The organism is Haloplanus natans DSM 17983, assembly GCF_000427685.1.
Classification (GTDB): Archaea; Halobacteriota; Halobacteria; order Halobacteriales; family Haloferacaceae; genus Haloplanus; species Haloplanus natans.
The window spans coordinates 1,490,745-1,505,501 of sequence record NZ_KE386573.1; the positions used below are offsets into that span (position 1 = coordinate 1,490,745).

The window sequence follows — 14,757 nt, forward strand, 5'->3', positions numbered from 1 at the left end:
GGCGGACGTGAATAAAGCTTTGTGCCCGGGCGGCCACCTCACCAGTCGAACTCGCGGTGAACGTCCCGACCCTCGTCGTTCAGCACGGGGCCGACCACCTCGGTCACGCCGTCCAGAATCGTCGCCGATCGAACGGTCGGCTCCCGGCCGGTGAACGTCGCCACTTCCTCGCCGCTCACGCTGTAGACGACCCGCCCGAGACCGGCGGTCCGCATCCCGCCGGCGCACATCGGACACGGCTCCGTGCTCGTGTACATGACCGTCTCGGCGCGCTCTTCGGGGTCGTACCCCTGACACGCGCGGTACGCGAGGTGGAGTTCGGGGTGGCGCCGCAGGTCGTCTTCGGTGTTGATGCGGTTCGACTCGCGCATGATGACGGCGTCGTCGCGGACGAGCACGGAGCCGAACGGCTCGTCGCCGCGGGCGGCGGCCTCGTGGGCCAGGGAGAAGGCCTCGCGCATGTGTGAGGCGTGATCGAAGTCGTCGAGATCGGTTGTCATGGCTGGAGCACCGACCCGGGGGAGTATCATAGTGTTTATTGTAACTGTTTACCGGTGGTTCGCCGACCCGTTCTGGCGAACCATCGGTACTGACTTACAATGATCACTATCAGTCGGTCGGATCGGGCGCTACCCTTACAACCAATGACCGCACAGGAACTGGCATGCGAGGATTCGATCAGATCGACACCGTCGGGGTCGTCGGCGCCGGGACGATGGGTAGCGGAATCGCGCAGGTGGCCGCCACGGCCGGCTACGACGTGGTGATGCGCGACATCGAGGACGAACTCGTCGCCGACGGCTTCGACCGCATCGACGACAGCCTCTCCCGATTCGTCGAGAAGGAGCAGCTCTCGCGCGAGGAGGCCGACGCGGCCGTCTCCCGGATCACCGGCACGACCGACCTCGACGACCTCGGGGACTGCGACTACGTCATCGAGGCCGCGGTGGAGAACATGGACATCAAACAGGAGATCTTCGCGGATCTGGACGCCGCCGTCGACGACGACGTGATCCTCGCGACCAACACCTCCACGCTCTCGATCACGACCATCGCGTCCGCGACCGAGCGCCCGGAACTCGTCGTCGGCCTCCACTTCATGAACCCCGCCCCGATCATGGAGGGCCTCGAACTCGTCGTGGGCGAGAAGACGAGCGACGACGCCGTCGAGTGCTCGCACACGCTCGCCGAGGACCTCGGCAAGACGACGTGGGAGTCCGACGACAAACCCGGCTTCGTCGTCAACCGGGTGCTGATGCCGTGGATCAACGAGGGCATCCGCGCCTACGACGAGGGCGTCGCCAGCAAGGCCGACATGGACGCGGGGCTAAAACTCGGCACGAACGTCCCGATGGGGCCGCTTGAACTCGCCGACCACATCGGCCTCGACGTCTGTCTCGACGCCAGCCAGACGCTCGCCGACGAACTCGGCGACCGCTACAAGCCGCCGTACCTGCTCAAGCGGAAGGTCGACGCCGGTGATCTGGGTCGGAAGACGGGGACGGGCTTCTACGAGTACGACTGACGTCGTCACACGGGTTCTTTTTACGCGTCCCGCCCGCAGGGTCACCGATGGAAGTCGCCATCCTCACCGTCGGCGACGAGGTGCTCGCGGGCGATACGCAGAACACGAACGCGACGTGGCTCGCGAGCCAGTTGACCGACGCCGGCGCGACGGTTACCCGCATCCTCACCATCCCCGACGACCGCGCGCTGATCCGCGAGACCGTCGAGGAGTGGCGCGAGACTTTCGACGCCGTCATCGTCACCGGCGGCCTCGGCGGCACTCACGACGACGTGACGGCGGACGCCATCGCGGAGGCCTTCGGCCGCGAACTCGTCGTCCACCCCGCCGTCCGAGAGGACGTGATCGAAACCGTGGCGGCCTACCGAAATCGGAATCCGGATCTCGTGGAGGCCCACGACCTGGACATCGACGTGGACGCGTGGGCGGCCCTGCCGGAAGGGAGCCGTCCCCTCGTAAATCCCGAAGGCCTGTGTCCCGGCTGCGTCCTCGGAACCGTCTACGTTTTCCCCGGCGTCCCGGCGGAGATGCAGGCGCTTTTCGACCTTGTCGCGGGCGAGTTCGACGGCGACGCCGTGTCGGCGACGCTCTACACCCCCCAGCCGGAGGGGTCGATGGTCGAGGCCATCGCGGGAGTTCGCGACCGATTCGACGTGACCGTCGGCAGCTACCCCAGTACCGAGGCGCGCAACCGAATCAAGCTGACCGGCACCGACCCCGCCGCCGTCGACGCGGCCGCCGACTGGCTCCGCGACCGGATCGAGGTCGTTGCCGGACCCTGATACCGCGTGTGGTAACCGTGTCCCGGCGGGTCGCCAGGACGGGTCGGCGACCCACCGGGACTGATACCGTCCGCTGTAACTCGATCGAGACAGTACGACTCACGACACACCGTCCGGCTCCCTATCACGAGTGATTCTGTGAGCCGTGCGTTTAACCCCCCACCTGCCCTCGCTCCGACCGGATGATCCAGGTCGAAGGCCTCCGCAAGACCTACGGCGACTTTCCCGCCGTCGTCGGCAGCACGTTCGACGTGGACCGCGGCGAGATTTTCGGGATCGTCGGGCCGAACGGCGCGGGCAAGACGACGACGCTGAAGATGATCGCCGGCCTCGTCGACCCGAGCGCGGGGTCAGCTACCGTCGCCGGCTTCGACGCCAGCGACCCCGAGATGCGCCGGTGCTTGGGCTTTCTCCCCGAGGAGTCGCCGCTCTACGAGGATATGACCGCCCGCTCATATCTCGACTTCTTCGCCGACCTCTACGACGTGCCCGCGGACGCGGCGACCGAACGGATCGAGGGGACGCTCGACCGTCTCGAACTCGACCACCGCGATCGGCGCCTCGGCGACGTGTCCAAGGGCATGAAACGCAAGGTCGCCATCGCGCGGTCGCTGGTGAACGACCCCGACGTGTTGATCTACGACGAACCCGCGAGCGGACTCGACCCGCTGACGACCAACTACGTCCTCGAGTTCGTGCGCGAACTCAGCGACGCGGGCAAGACCGTCCTCTTCAGCGCGCACAACCTCTATCACGTCGAGTCGGTCTGTGATCGCGTCGCCATCATGAACCGGGGCGATATCGTCGCCCGCGGCACCGTCCCCGAGATTCGCGAGGAGTACGGCACCACCGACTACCGCGTGTTCACCTCCGTCCCCGTCGACGGCGCGGAACCGGCGGGCGACCGCCACGTCGTCACCGTCGCGGACATGGACGCGGTCGAAGGGGTTCGTGATCGGGCGGCCGCCGCCGGGGGCGAGGTGGTCGACATCCGAACCCGGGAGCCGAGCCTCGAGGACATCTTCCTCGACCTGGCGGCGGACGCTGACCCGGACCCACGAGGTGGGGCGTGAGCGGCCGGCTCGACCGACTCCGCGACGGCCTGCGGTCCGTCGCTCGCATCGCCCGCTGGGAGACGGGTCGGAGCGTCGGCGTCGTCGACCGCCGGACGGCGACCCTCGGACTCGTTGCCCTGCTTCTCGCTGGCGCCGTCGGCGGCGCGGCAATGGCGACGGGCGGCGTCGCCCTCGACCGTGACGTGTATCGAATCGGTATCGACGACGACAGCCGGTACTACGACGTGGTGCAGGAGAGTCCCGCGCTCGCGGCGCGGGCGCCCGACGTGAACCGGCTGGGACGCGGTATCGAAGTCGTCGTCCGCGACGACCGCTTCTACGTCGCCGACTCGACGAAAGCACGCGCGGCGCTGTCGACGTTCCGGAGCGCCGTCCGCCGTCACAACCTCGCCCGGATGCGCGAGGAGTCCAACGGGTCGGCCGCGTTTCCGGTCGTCGTGACGCTCCGGTACGCCGACCGAACGCGCGGGGACACCGTCGTGTCGGGTGGCACCGACGGCGGGAACGGGGGCGGGGACGACGCCGGTGGTGTGAGCGGTGCGAGCGGTGCGGGCGGCGCGGGTGGTGCGGGCGGCGCCGACGACGGGTCCGGGACCGACGGCGGCCTCGACGGCAGCGGTGCCGGCGGCGTCGACGCCGCGGGCGGATCGACCGGCGACGGGCCGCTTGGCGTCCCCGGCCTCGGCGGCGCCGCGGGCGGCCTCCTCGGTGGGAGGACCTCCGGATCGCCCGCCGACATCTCCCCACCCTTTCCCTTCGGGGCGCTGGTCCTCGCGTTCGTCTTTTTCGTCCCCATGAACTTCGTCATCCAGCCCTACGGATCGAGCATCCTGAACGAACGGATCAACCGTCGGGGCGAACTCCTGCTCGTCGCGCCCGTCTCGCCGGCGGCCATCGTCGCCGGCAAGACCCTGCCCTACCTCGCGACGCTCGTCGGGATCACCGCCGTCGTCGCCCTCGCCATCGGCGGCGGGCCGGTCAGCGTCGCGGCCGTCGCCCCCATCGCGACGCTCTATCTCGCCGCCACCTTCGTCGGCGCCATGTTCGCCCGCTCGTTCAAGGAACTCACGTTCGTCACCGTCTCCATCTCCGTGTTCCTCACCTCCTACGCCTTCGTCCCCGCCATCTTCACCAACGTCACGCCAATCGCGCTCATCTCGCCGCTGACACTCGTCGTTCAGGATCTGCAGGGAGCGGGCGTGACGGCCGCCGAGTACGTCTTCTCGACCGGCCCCTTCTACGTCGGCTCCGCAGTCTGCTTTCTCCTCGGCGTCGGCATCTACCGCGAGGAGGATATGTTCACCCAGCGGCCCGTCCCGCTGAAGTTCCTCGACGCGCTCAACAGCCGGATCAGTGGACGGCGGTCGATGGCGGTCCTGAGCGCGCTTTCGATCCCCTTCGTCTTCATCGCCGAACTCCTCGCCATCGCCGTCCTCTTCGTTCTCCCCGTCGAGGTGTCGGTGCCGCTCCTGTTGGTCGCCGTCGCGGCGGTGGAGGAGGTGGCCAAGAGCGTCCACGTCTACGCGGGCTTTCGGGGTCCCTTCGCCGGCCAGCGCGGGTGGCGGACGGCGCTCGTCCTCGGCGCTCTCTCGGGACTCGGCTTCTTCCTCGGCGAGAAACTGACCGCCATCGTCCAGTTCGTCGGGCTCCCGAACCTCACGCTCGGGCGCGCGGCCTTCTCCTCTGCCGGCGTCGCGACGACGCCCGCCCTCGGCCTCCTGTTCCTGCTCGCTCCCCTCGCCCTCCACGCGACGACGACGAGCATCGCGTCGCTCGGGGCGACCCGCGGCCGAACGAGCTATCTGGCGGCGCTCGTCCCCGCTATTGCCGTCCACGCGGCCTACAACCTCGCGGTGGTGAGTCAGCTTGGCTGATCCGCGATTGACCATCGCCCGACGGGAGCTCTCCGTCCTCCGGTCCGAGAAGACCATCGTCCTCGCCTTGCTCATCCAACTGTTCATCGCCGCCTTCTCCTCGTTTCTCGTCGTTGGTCTCGTCTCGCTGTACGATCCGGGGAGCGTCGAGGGCTACGAGACCACGGTGGGTGTCACCGGCGACGCCGCCGACGACCTGTTGCGCGTGGTCGACGATCAGCCGTCGATGGCGGGGGTGAGCTACGCCTCGCAGTCGTCGGCGCGGGCGGCCTTCGAGCGCGGGGAGGTGGACGCCGTCCTTCTCGCGGATCGGCGGGCTGGCCGGGTGTTCGTGACGGCGACGGTGCCCGACGGGTCGGTCCGAACGACGGTCATCGTCGTCCAGTTGCGGAACGCGCTGTCGACGTTCGAACGGGTGGAACGCGACGCGCGCGGACCGTATCTGTCGGCGACGCCGCTCGAACTCCCGCCGCGGACGGGGTCGACGCCGTACTACGGCTTCAGCTACACCGTCCTGTTGCCCCTGCTGTGCTTTCTTCCCGTCTTCATCAGCGGGTCGATGGTCGTCGACTCGGTGACCGAGGAGGTGGAGCGTGGGACGCTCGAACTCCTCCGGGTCGCCCCCGTCACCACCGTCGACATCGTCGACGGCAAGGTGTGGGCGGCGGCGGCGCTCGCTCCCGGTCAGGCCGGCCTCTGGCTGCTCCTCCTCGATTTCAACGGGACGACCGTCGGTCACCCACTCGCGCTCCTCTCGGTGGTCGGCGCGCTCGCCCTCTTGGTGGTGACACTCGGCGCCACCATCGCCCTCCTCTCGCCGGATCGGCGCGCGGCGCAGTTCCTCTATGCCGTCGGTGTCCTCGTCGCCTTCGGCGGGACGACGCTCCTGCCGTACAACCCGGTCAACACCGTCGCGCGCCTCGCCGTCGACAGCGTTGGGTCGACCTACCCGGCACTCGTCGCGGGCTATGTCGCCCTCGGCGTCGGCGCCTACCTCCTGCTCCGGCGGGCGGTACCGAAGGTCGGGTTAGGGGGCTGAGCGGTCGACGCCCGTCCGATCGCCCGCCGTGTCTACGTCCACGTCGTCGACGACGATTCGAACGCCGGCCCGGAACGCCGGATCGAGTTCCATCGTCCAGCCGTGGGCCCGGGCGATGGTTTGCATCGTCGGAAACAGCGTCCCCGTCTCGGCGGACGGCACGGGATCACCGTACTCGAAAGCGCGGTCGATCGACTCCTCCGGAAGCGGTTCGCCGTCGACGGTGATGACGATACGCCTCGCCTCCGCGTGAACGGCGACAGAATCGGCCCCGTACAGGTCGGCGAACTCGAAGGCTTTGGCGAACAGCCCATCTAGCCGGCCTCGATCCGCCACGATGGTCGCCTCGCCGTCGACGGTCAGCGAGAGGTCCTCGGGGGCGATACCGTCGAACGCGCGCTCGGCGGCCTGCCGCAAGTCGCAGTCGTCGACCCGCTCTACCGTCTGTCCGTACTTGGCGAGCGCCCACAGATCGGTGACGATCCGATCCATTCGCGCGTGCGCTTCGTCGACCCGGCGGTACGCTTCCATCGCCGCGTCGTCGTCGAGCGCCTGGCTGCTGGCGACGGTCTCGAAGTAGCCGTTGGCGACGGTCAGCGTGTTCCGCAACTCGTGTGTGATGGCTGCAGCCAGGTCGTCGAACTGGTCGTTCCGGCGTTCGAGTTCCCGCCGTTGTCGTTCGACTCGCGTCACGTCCGTGCAGATGATCGCGCGTCCGACCTCGACGGTCCCGCTCACGAGTGGGGTGCTGTTCACGAAGTAGTACCGCCTCGAACGCCGGCGCTCGTCGTCGACCGCGAGGATGTCCTCGTGGTCCACCACCGCATCGGCGAGGTCGGGGACGACCGCCGACAGTTGCTCGCCGGTCGCCCCGTCGAGTGCGGGGAACCGCTCGATTGCCCGCCGGTTGACGTCCCTGATCGTCGACGCCTCGTCGATCAGGACGACCACCTCGTCGACCGCGTCCATCACCTGTGTTCGCCAGAACGGGGGCACTGCCACGAAGTCGTCGTCGACGACGTAGAGCACGCCGACCGCGAACACGGCGACGCCGAGGGGTTCGTAGTGGAGGGTGAGTAGGCCGTCGTCGCCGAAGCTGAGCAGGTAGAGACCGACCGGGAGGGCGGTCACGGCGACGAGTCCACCGAGCACGCTCACGTCCAGTTTCGACTCGCTCAACATCTCGTAGAGCAAATAAAAGCCGATCGCCGACAGCGTGTACGAGAGCGCCGTGACGATCCAGTGCACCGTTCCGAGTTGCATCACGGCGTGGGGAAACGGGGCGGTCGCCGTCGACGTGGTGAAATACAAGTGATGCAGCGGGTTGGTGAGCTTTACGGCAACGATCGCGAGATAGACCGCGAGGGCGCTTTGCCGGATCACCGGCTGCCGGTGGTAGCTGTGGCCGGTGTATGCCGAACAGAAGTACAGCCACGCCCCGATGGTCGCCAGACCGACGACCAGTCCGACGAGATAAAAGCCCGCCTGCACGTCCGGCGCGAGCGGCAGCAGCCGACCGACGTGGGTGGCCGCCCAGGCGCCGGTGAGTCCGAGCAGTCCGGCGAGTCCGCGTCGCGTATCCGGATCGGAGATCCGCGAGATCCGACGAAGACCGGCGACACAGGCCACCGCGGCGACGACGAACGATGTCAGGTAGGCAACACGAAGGCAGTCCATCGATTACGTGGACTGAAGAGTGTCGTCGAAATAAATCCGCGCCCAGTTACGACCGCGTGGGAGAGCGGGGCGCCGTCGACACGATCCGAACGCCGTCGTCCCCGAAACACACTCAAGGCCGGCGGTGAAGCCACACGTATGGGACTTGGAAGTACGGCGAAGAAGCTCCAGCAGATCGCCGACATGGCCGAGGACGTGTACGCGCGGCTGAACCAGCTTCGCGAACAGGTCAACGAGACGCGGGCGACCGTCGACGAGACGAAAGCGCGGGTCGACGACATGGACCACGAACTGGCCGAACAGCGGGCGCTCGTCGAGGCCCTCGCGGAGAAACAGGGGATCGACGTCGAGGCGATCACCGCCGAGGTTCACGTCACGGACGCCGAGTCGACCGCGGGTGACGCCGACGAGTCGACGACCGACGCGTAGCCCACGGTCGCTGTCCGTCACTGCACGCCCGCTGGACGACGTGTGCCCGGGCGTCCGAACCTACGACAGCCGGCCGTGTTCGACCTTGAGACACCGATCCTGAACGACGGCTAGCCCGGCGTCGCGGGCGCGCGCGGTCGCCTCGTCGTCACGGATGCCCAACTGGAGCCAGATTCCCCGAACGTCGTCGTGGCGCTGGACCCGCTTCAGCACCGCGTCGACGATGGTGCTGACCTCCTCGCTCGGCCGAAACACGTCGACCAAGTCGACGCGTTCGGACACGTCACCGAGGCTGTCGTAGGCCCGTCGCCCGAGCACCTCCTCGCGGTTCGGATTGATCGGGACGACGTCGTAGCCCTGGTCTTGGAGGTAGGCGGGCACGTCGTGGGCGGCCTTCCCCGGCGTCCCGGAACAGCCGACGACGGCGATAGTTTCGACGTCGAGCAGGTCGCGCATCTCGGCCTCGGTGGCGTCGGTCATACGTCGGGCAGGTTCGCGGTCGGCTCGCCGTCCTCGTGGGTTTCGATAACGCCGTCGAACAGCTGTTTGAGGGTGTTCATCGTCTTGTCGTCGTGGGCGGAGGAGTCGATGGCGTAGAGACCGAGGCCGTCGACGCTCTGGACGCGGCCGGTGAACACGTGGAGGAATCGGAACACCGTCTGGAGGTCGGAGTACATCAGGAGCGTCGACAGCGAGTCGAGAAACACGCGGTTGCGCTCGATGGACTGGCGCTCGTAGAACTCCTCCAGAATCTCGGAGAACTTGATCCCGACGCCGGTCATGTCGACCGGCGAGGAGGTGTAGCGAACCCGGGCGTCGTCGTGGGTCTCGCTCATCCCCTGCTGTCGGGTGACGCAGTCGACGACGGCGACAGGCCGGTCGACGTAGTCGACCCGACCGTCCAGCGCCTCGAACACCCGCTTGGCGCCGTCGGTGTTGCTGACGACGATGGCGCCTTCGCCGTTGCGGACGCCCGCGGCGAGCATGTCGAACGCGAGCCGTTTCTTACCGGTGAGGGCGGGGCCGGAGAGCAGCAGGTTCGACCCCGGCTCGATCTCGACATCTAGCGGCGGACCAAGGTCATACATCACCAACCCTCGCAGGGGCGAACTGACGGGAGACACTCTCCCTGCGAACGACACGACTCACCGGAGATCATGAGATAGTAGAATCATATGGTGAGCCGGTAATATTCTTTTTGATTGCGCAGAATCGAGGGATGACGCGCCGACATTCTGGACGCCACCGTTCGGCCTCCGGCGACACCGATCCGACCGACCCCGTCGGGACGCCACATTTACCATAGTCGGTCGCTTCGATGTGGATACCGAATGACGTTCGCCGTAGCCGAGTCGGATATCGAGGTTCTCCTGGTCGAACCGACCGGGGAGGACACACTGGGACTCGGTGAGCAACTCGCCGAGGCCAACGAATCGCTGACGATCCACTCGGTGACGGATATCGGGCGGGCACGGGCGGTGTTGCGCGACACCGTGGTCGACTGTGCCGTCTGTGTTCACGACCCACCCTCGATCGACGGACTGGCGGTGCTCTCGGCGATCCGCGAGCGAACTCCGGAACTGCCGGTCTTGCTGGCCGTCGACACCGAGTGCTCCGCTCGGAGCGTACTCGATACGGGCGCGACCGACGTGGTGTCGCTAATCGACGGCCGGATCGACCGGGACATCGTCACGAACCGGATCGAAAACGCCGTCGCCGGGAGCCGCGACCGGGGCAAGTTCGAGCAGGTGTTCGAGCAGGCAACCGATGGGATCGCGATCCACGACCCCGGGACCGGGGCCGTCCTCGAGTCGAACGCCCGACTCGCCGAACTGCTCGGCTACGATCCCGACGACCCGGAGTCGGTCGGGATCGAGGAATTCGCGGCCGGCACGGAACCGTACACGGTGGCCGAAGCCCGCAATCGGATCCGGAACGCCGTGGCCGACGGGCCGGCGACCTTCGAGTGGCTGATGGACGACGGCGACGAGCCGACCTGGGTCGAGATCAGCCTCAAACCCGCGACGATTGTGGGTCGGGACTGTGTGCTCTCGTTCGTCCGGAACGTCGCGGACCGGAAAGAACAGGAACGTCTCCTCCGGGACCGCCAGCGACAGTTCGAAGCCGTCTTCGACCACCCGGCGTCGTTCACGACCGTCCTCGACACCGCCGGCCGGGTCAGGCGGGTGAATCGGCCGGCGCTCGACCTAATCGACGCGGTCGAGGGCGACATCGAGGGGCGCCCGTTTCCGGAGACTCCCTGGTGGGCCGGCGACACGGACGGCCGCCGGCGGATTCGGGAGGCGATCGACACCGCGGCGGCCGGCGAGTCGACACGACTCGAGATCGAGGTGTGCGGCGCGGCCCAAGAACACGTCGTCGACCTCTCCTTCCAGCCCGTCTCCGACGGCGACGACACCGCGGTCGACAGCATCATCGCCGTCGGCTACGACATCACGGAACGGAAGCGACGTGAACGGGCGTTGCGCGAGAGCCGCGAGGCGCTGGAACGGCTCCACCGGATCACCGCCGATCCGGACCGCTCCTTCGAGGACCAGATCGACGACCTGCTAGCCTTTGGCTGTTCGTATCTCGGCACGAGCGGCGCCTTCCTCTCCCGGATCGACGAGGCGACGGATCACTTCGAGATCGTACGGAGCCACGGCAATCACCCGTCCGTCCAGCCCGGCGTCGAGACCGACCTCGGTTCGACGTACTGTCGACACACCATCGCCGCTGACGAGGACGACACGATGACGGTCGCCGACGCCGCCGAGGAGATGGCGGACGATCCGGCCTACGACGCCCACGGTCTCGGCTGTTACGCCGGGGGCGAGGTCCACATCGACGGCGAACTGTACGGCACGCTCTGTTTCGTCGACCCCGACGCCCGCGAGGCGCCCTTCTCGACGACCGAGACGACGGTGATCAACGTGATCCGCCAGTGGTTGCAGTACGAACTCGAACGGGACGACTACCGGCGCGAGATCGAGGAGACCCGGGATCGACTCGAACGCATCCTCGAACGCGTCGACGACGGCTTCTTCGCCCTCGACGACGACTGGCGGATCACGTACGCCAACGAGGAGGGGGCGACGGTACTCCGCGGTGCGATGGGGGCGAACTACGACATCGAGAGCCTGCTCGGACGACGCCTCTGGGACGAGATTCCGGAAGCGGTCGATACGCCCTTCTATCGGCATTACACCGAGGCGATGGAGACACAGGAGCCGATCGCCTTCGAGGCCTTTTTCGAGCCGATGGGGCGGTGGTTCGACGTCAACACCTACCCGGACGAAGACGGCATCTCGGTCTACTTCAAGGATATCACCAACCGGAAGCAGCGCGAGCGCATCCTCGATGACCTGCTCGAGACGACCCAGGAGTTCGTCCAGTCACGGACGGAGCGCGAACTCGCCGACCTCGTCGTCGAGGCGACGGTCGACGTGCTTGGCTACGATTCGAATATCGTCCGCCTCCACGACGCCGACGAGGGGACGCTTCCCCCGGCCGCCCTCTCCGATGCCGGCGCCGAACGACTCGCTACCCCGCCGATGTACGACGCCGACGAGGGGATCGCCGGTCAGGTGTTCCAGTCGGGCGAGTCGCTCCTCGTCGACGATCTGACGGCGGAGACCGAGGCGGACTACGGCCCCTTCCGGTCGGCCATCGTCCTCCCCTTGGGCGAACACGGCACCCTCGGTATCGGCTCGCAGGAGCCGAACGACTTCGACCACGAGGACGTCGCACTCGCGGAACTCCTGGCGACGACGGCGCGTGTCGCCCTCGACCGTATCGACCGCGAGACGACGCTTCGGCGGTTCCGGCGCGTCGTCGAACACGTCGAGGAGATGGTCCTCCTGCTCGATCCGGACGGCGAGTTCACCTTCGTCACGGAGCCGTTCGCCGACTTCCTCGGCTACGACCGGGACGAACTCGACGAACGAGCGTTCGAAACCGTCGTCTCGGCGCCGGAACGGGAGCGGTTCGCCGAGACGCTGGCGGCGCTCGACGACCGGTCCGGCGAACGAACCGTCACCTTCGAGACGACGCTCGTGACGGCGAGCAGCGACGACCGGCCGGTCGAACTCGCGCTCTCGACGTTTCCCGACGAGGTGGAGGAGTCGGGCATCGTCGGGACGGTCACCGACATCCACGAACTCACCGAGACCCGCGCCCAGCTCGAAGTCGAGCGCGACCGCTTCCGACATCTCTTCGAGAACCTGCCGGACCCGGTGGTCGAAGTCGAGATCCGGGACGGGGTGGCGGTGGTCCAGCACGTCAACCCGGCGTTCGCCGAGGTGTTCGGCTACGACCCCGACGCCATCCGAGGGCGCGCACTCGACGAGTTGATCGTCCCCGCCGAGGAGTCGGGGGCCGCGTCGCCCGTCGAGATCGGTGACGAGACGAGCGTGGAAGCCCAGCGCGAGACGCCCGACGGCCGCCGTGACTTCCTGATCCGCGGGATTCCGTACCACCGGGACGCCACCCAGTACGGATTCGGCATCTACACCGACATCACCGACCAGAAAGAGCGCGAGCGATATCTACAGGTTCTCAACCGAGTGTTGCGGCACAACCTCCGCAACGACCTGAACGTCATCATGCTCTCGGCGGAGTGGCTGGTCGACCGTCTCGACGGTGAACTCGCCGCCCAGGCGCGAACCCTCCGCGACAACGCGAACGAACTCGCCGGGTTGAGCGAGAAGGCAAAGGAGATAGAGCGGATGATCGGCCGGCGGGGCGAGGCGACCAGCCCCGTCGACGTGGTGCCAGTCCTGCACCGGCTCACCGAGAGGTATCGCGAGCGCTACCCCGAAATCGACCTGTCGCTCGACCTGCCGGACTCGCTCCGGGTGCACGCCGACGACGACATCACCAGGGTGTTCGAGGAACTCGTCGAGAACGCTGTCGTCCACAACGACGGGCCGTCGCCGACCATCCACATCGATGCGTCGACGAACGACGACTGGGTCACCGTCCGCCTCCACGACGACGCCAGCGGCATCCCGGACGACGAGTGGCGGGTCGTCACGGGCGAACGGGAGATCACACAGCTCACCCACAGCAGTGGGCTCGGCCTGTGGCTCGTCCGGTGGGTGATCGACTCCTACGGCGGGGAGGTGCGGCGCCGAGGGACGGACGACGGGACGACGATCGAACTCCGCCTCAGATCGGCGGCACCCGAACGGCTGCCCCTCGACGGCGCGTGAGCGGGGGGTGCGCCCGGGCGCGACCGGCGCATCCAGCCCGAGGTTTTAACGGGTCTCGGTCGCTCGTTCGGATCGCGTATGGACGACTACCTCATCCTCCGCGAACTGCCCGAACCGATCAGCCGTGACGACCTCCACGACGCCGCCGAGAAGTCGGGCGAGACGCTCGACGAACTCCGTGACGAAGGCGTCGACATCCGCTGGGTCGACTCCGAGGTGCTGACCAACGACGACGGCGACGTGACCGGGACGTTCTGTCACTATCAGGCCGAGAGCGAAGACGCAGTGCGCGAACACGCCGACCGCGCGGGCCTGCCGGCGACGCGAATCGATCAGCAGGGCGAACCCCTCGCCGGTGAGGACTGATACGGATTATCGTCACTGTTCATCGGTTCGGTTTCGCCCGAATCGGAGACAACGGCCAGTCGAGGATCGCTGGACCTCCGCTGGCTACGACACTCCCTATGATAGTGTTTATTGTAAATCATTACCGGTGGATCGCCAAGACGGTCCGGCGACCAACCGGTACCCAGTTACGATAAACGCTATGAGCGTGGCTCCGTGTGCCGGCGGTCGCCACCCGCATCGTCGGTACTGACCGACAGCGGCCCCTACGAGGGCGCAACGATCCGCCTTCGGCGCCGAAAGGCATCCTTCAAGTCCCCCCACAACAAAACTGTGGCCGACTATGCCCGAGTGCGTCGAATGTGGGGCCGAGGTAACCCTACACGAGGATCTGGAAGTTGGAGAGATCGTCGACTGTGGAACCTGCGGTGCCGAACTCGAAGTGATCAGTGTCGATCCGGTGGAACTGGACGCCGCCCCCGAACTCGAAGAGGACTGGGGCGAGTAACGACCCCACTCGTTCTATCGCCTGTACCCCGTCAGCGCCGCCGCTCGGTCGACGACGTATCGAACTCGTTACAGGTGTGCCTCCGAGAACACGTCGTCGATAAAAGACCTGCCGCAGGCGTTCGGGGACCGAAAGTACCCCTACCAACTGCCCCCGAATCCCTGCGTCTCGTTACGAAACCCGGTCTGTAATAATATATATCTTGTGTCAGACGCAAGTCGGACGTGCCGGTTCGACCGGGTGAACGGCTCACACACGGTCGAACTGGGGCTGTCGGAATCGGAGTAAA

Annotated in this window: 13 protein-coding genes; 9 read left to right on the forward strand and 4 right to left on the reverse strand. The window is 67.1% G+C overall.

Features of this window, described 5'->3' with window-relative positions:
- Nucleotides 1–38: 38 nt before the first annotated feature.
- Nucleotides 39–500 (reverse strand): nucleoside deaminase, encoded by a 462-nt coding sequence (locus HALNA_RS09795; protein WP_049936199.1) that lies wholly within the window; start codon nucleotides 498–500, stop codon nucleotides 39–41.
- 164 nt (nucleotides 501–664) lie between these two features.
- Here HALNA_RS09795 and HALNA_RS09800 point away from each other — a divergent pair, with 164 nt between their 5' ends.
- From HALNA_RS09800 to HALNA_RS09820, 5 genes are all read left to right on the forward strand, one after another.
- Nucleotides 665–1,525: a 3-hydroxyacyl-CoA dehydrogenase family protein gene (locus HALNA_RS09800; protein ID WP_049936200.1), complete on the forward strand. Its 861-nt coding sequence runs from the start codon at nucleotides 665–667 to the stop codon at nucleotides 1,523–1,525.
- A 47-nt stretch (nucleotides 1,526–1,572) separates the two neighbouring features.
- A complete protein-coding gene (locus HALNA_RS09805; RefSeq protein WP_049936201.1) occupies nucleotides 1,573–2,307 on the forward strand; it encodes a competence/damage-inducible protein A in 735 nt (244 codons plus the stop codon).
- A gap of 182 nt (nucleotides 2,308–2,489) precedes the next feature.
- Nucleotides 2,490–3,380, forward strand: coding sequence for an ABC transporter ATP-binding protein (locus HALNA_RS09810; protein WP_049936202.1), 891 nt, complete (start codon nucleotides 2,490–2,492; stop codon nucleotides 3,378–3,380).
- Nucleotides 3,377–5,257, forward strand: coding sequence for an ABC transporter permease family protein (locus HALNA_RS09815; RefSeq protein ID WP_049936203.1), 1,881 nt, complete (start codon nucleotides 3,377–3,379; stop codon nucleotides 5,255–5,257). The genes HALNA_RS09810 and HALNA_RS09815 overlap by 4 nt, the downstream gene beginning before the upstream one ends.
- Complete coding sequence (locus HALNA_RS09820) at nucleotides 5,250–6,296, forward strand: ABC transporter permease (RefSeq protein WP_049936204.1); 1,047 nt, start codon at nucleotides 5,250–5,252, stop codon at nucleotides 6,294–6,296. Before HALNA_RS09815 ends, HALNA_RS09820 begins: the two co-directional genes overlap by 8 nt.
- Here HALNA_RS09820 and HALNA_RS09825 read toward each other — a convergent pair.
- Nucleotides 6,285–7,973 (reverse strand): two-component sensor histidine kinase, encoded by a 1,689-nt coding sequence (locus HALNA_RS09825; RefSeq protein ID WP_049936205.1) that lies wholly within the window; start codon nucleotides 7,971–7,973, stop codon nucleotides 6,285–6,287. The genes HALNA_RS09820 and HALNA_RS09825 overlap by 12 nt on opposite strands.
- A gap of 138 nt (nucleotides 7,974–8,111) precedes the next feature.
- On the opposite strand from HALNA_RS09825, the gene HALNA_RS09830 reads away from it, so the two are divergent.
- Complete coding sequence (locus HALNA_RS09830; RefSeq protein ID WP_049936206.1) at nucleotides 8,112–8,402, forward strand: DUF5798 family protein; 291 nt, start codon at nucleotides 8,112–8,114, stop codon at nucleotides 8,400–8,402.
- Between the two features lie 60 nt (nucleotides 8,403–8,462).
- Here HALNA_RS09830 and HALNA_RS09835 read toward each other — a convergent pair whose 3' ends face one another.
- Both HALNA_RS09835 and HALNA_RS09840 read right to left on the reverse strand, forming a co-directional pair.
- A complete protein-coding gene (locus HALNA_RS09835) occupies nucleotides 8,463–8,882 on the reverse strand; it encodes a CoA-binding protein (RefSeq protein ID WP_049936207.1) in 420 nt (139 codons plus the stop codon).
- Complete coding sequence (locus HALNA_RS09840) at nucleotides 8,879–9,490, reverse strand: RAD55 family ATPase (protein WP_049936208.1); 612 nt, start codon at nucleotides 9,488–9,490, stop codon at nucleotides 8,879–8,881. The genes HALNA_RS09835 and HALNA_RS09840 overlap by 4 nt, the downstream gene beginning before the upstream one ends.
- A gap of 243 nt (nucleotides 9,491–9,733) precedes the next feature.
- Here HALNA_RS09840 and HALNA_RS09845 point away from each other — a divergent pair, with 243 nt between their 5' ends.
- The 3 genes from HALNA_RS09845 (at nucleotide 9,734) to lysW (ending at nucleotide 14,468) form a co-directional block, all read left to right on the forward strand.
- Complete coding sequence (locus tag HALNA_RS09845) at nucleotides 9,734–13,615, forward strand: PAS domain S-box protein (protein ID WP_049936210.1); 3,882 nt, start codon at nucleotides 9,734–9,736, stop codon at nucleotides 13,613–13,615.
- A 78-nt stretch (nucleotides 13,616–13,693) separates the two neighbouring features.
- Nucleotides 13,694–13,981: a DUF4242 domain-containing protein gene (locus tag HALNA_RS09850; protein WP_049936211.1), complete on the forward strand. Its 288-nt coding sequence runs from the start codon at nucleotides 13,694–13,696 to the stop codon at nucleotides 13,979–13,981.
- A gap of 322 nt (nucleotides 13,982–14,303) precedes the next feature.
- Nucleotides 14,304–14,468, forward strand: a complete 165-nt coding sequence (gene lysW, locus HALNA_RS09855; RefSeq protein WP_049936212.1) for a lysine biosynthesis protein LysW — start codon at nucleotides 14,304–14,306, stop codon at nucleotides 14,466–14,468.
- Nucleotides 14,469–14,757 lie beyond the last annotated feature (289 nt).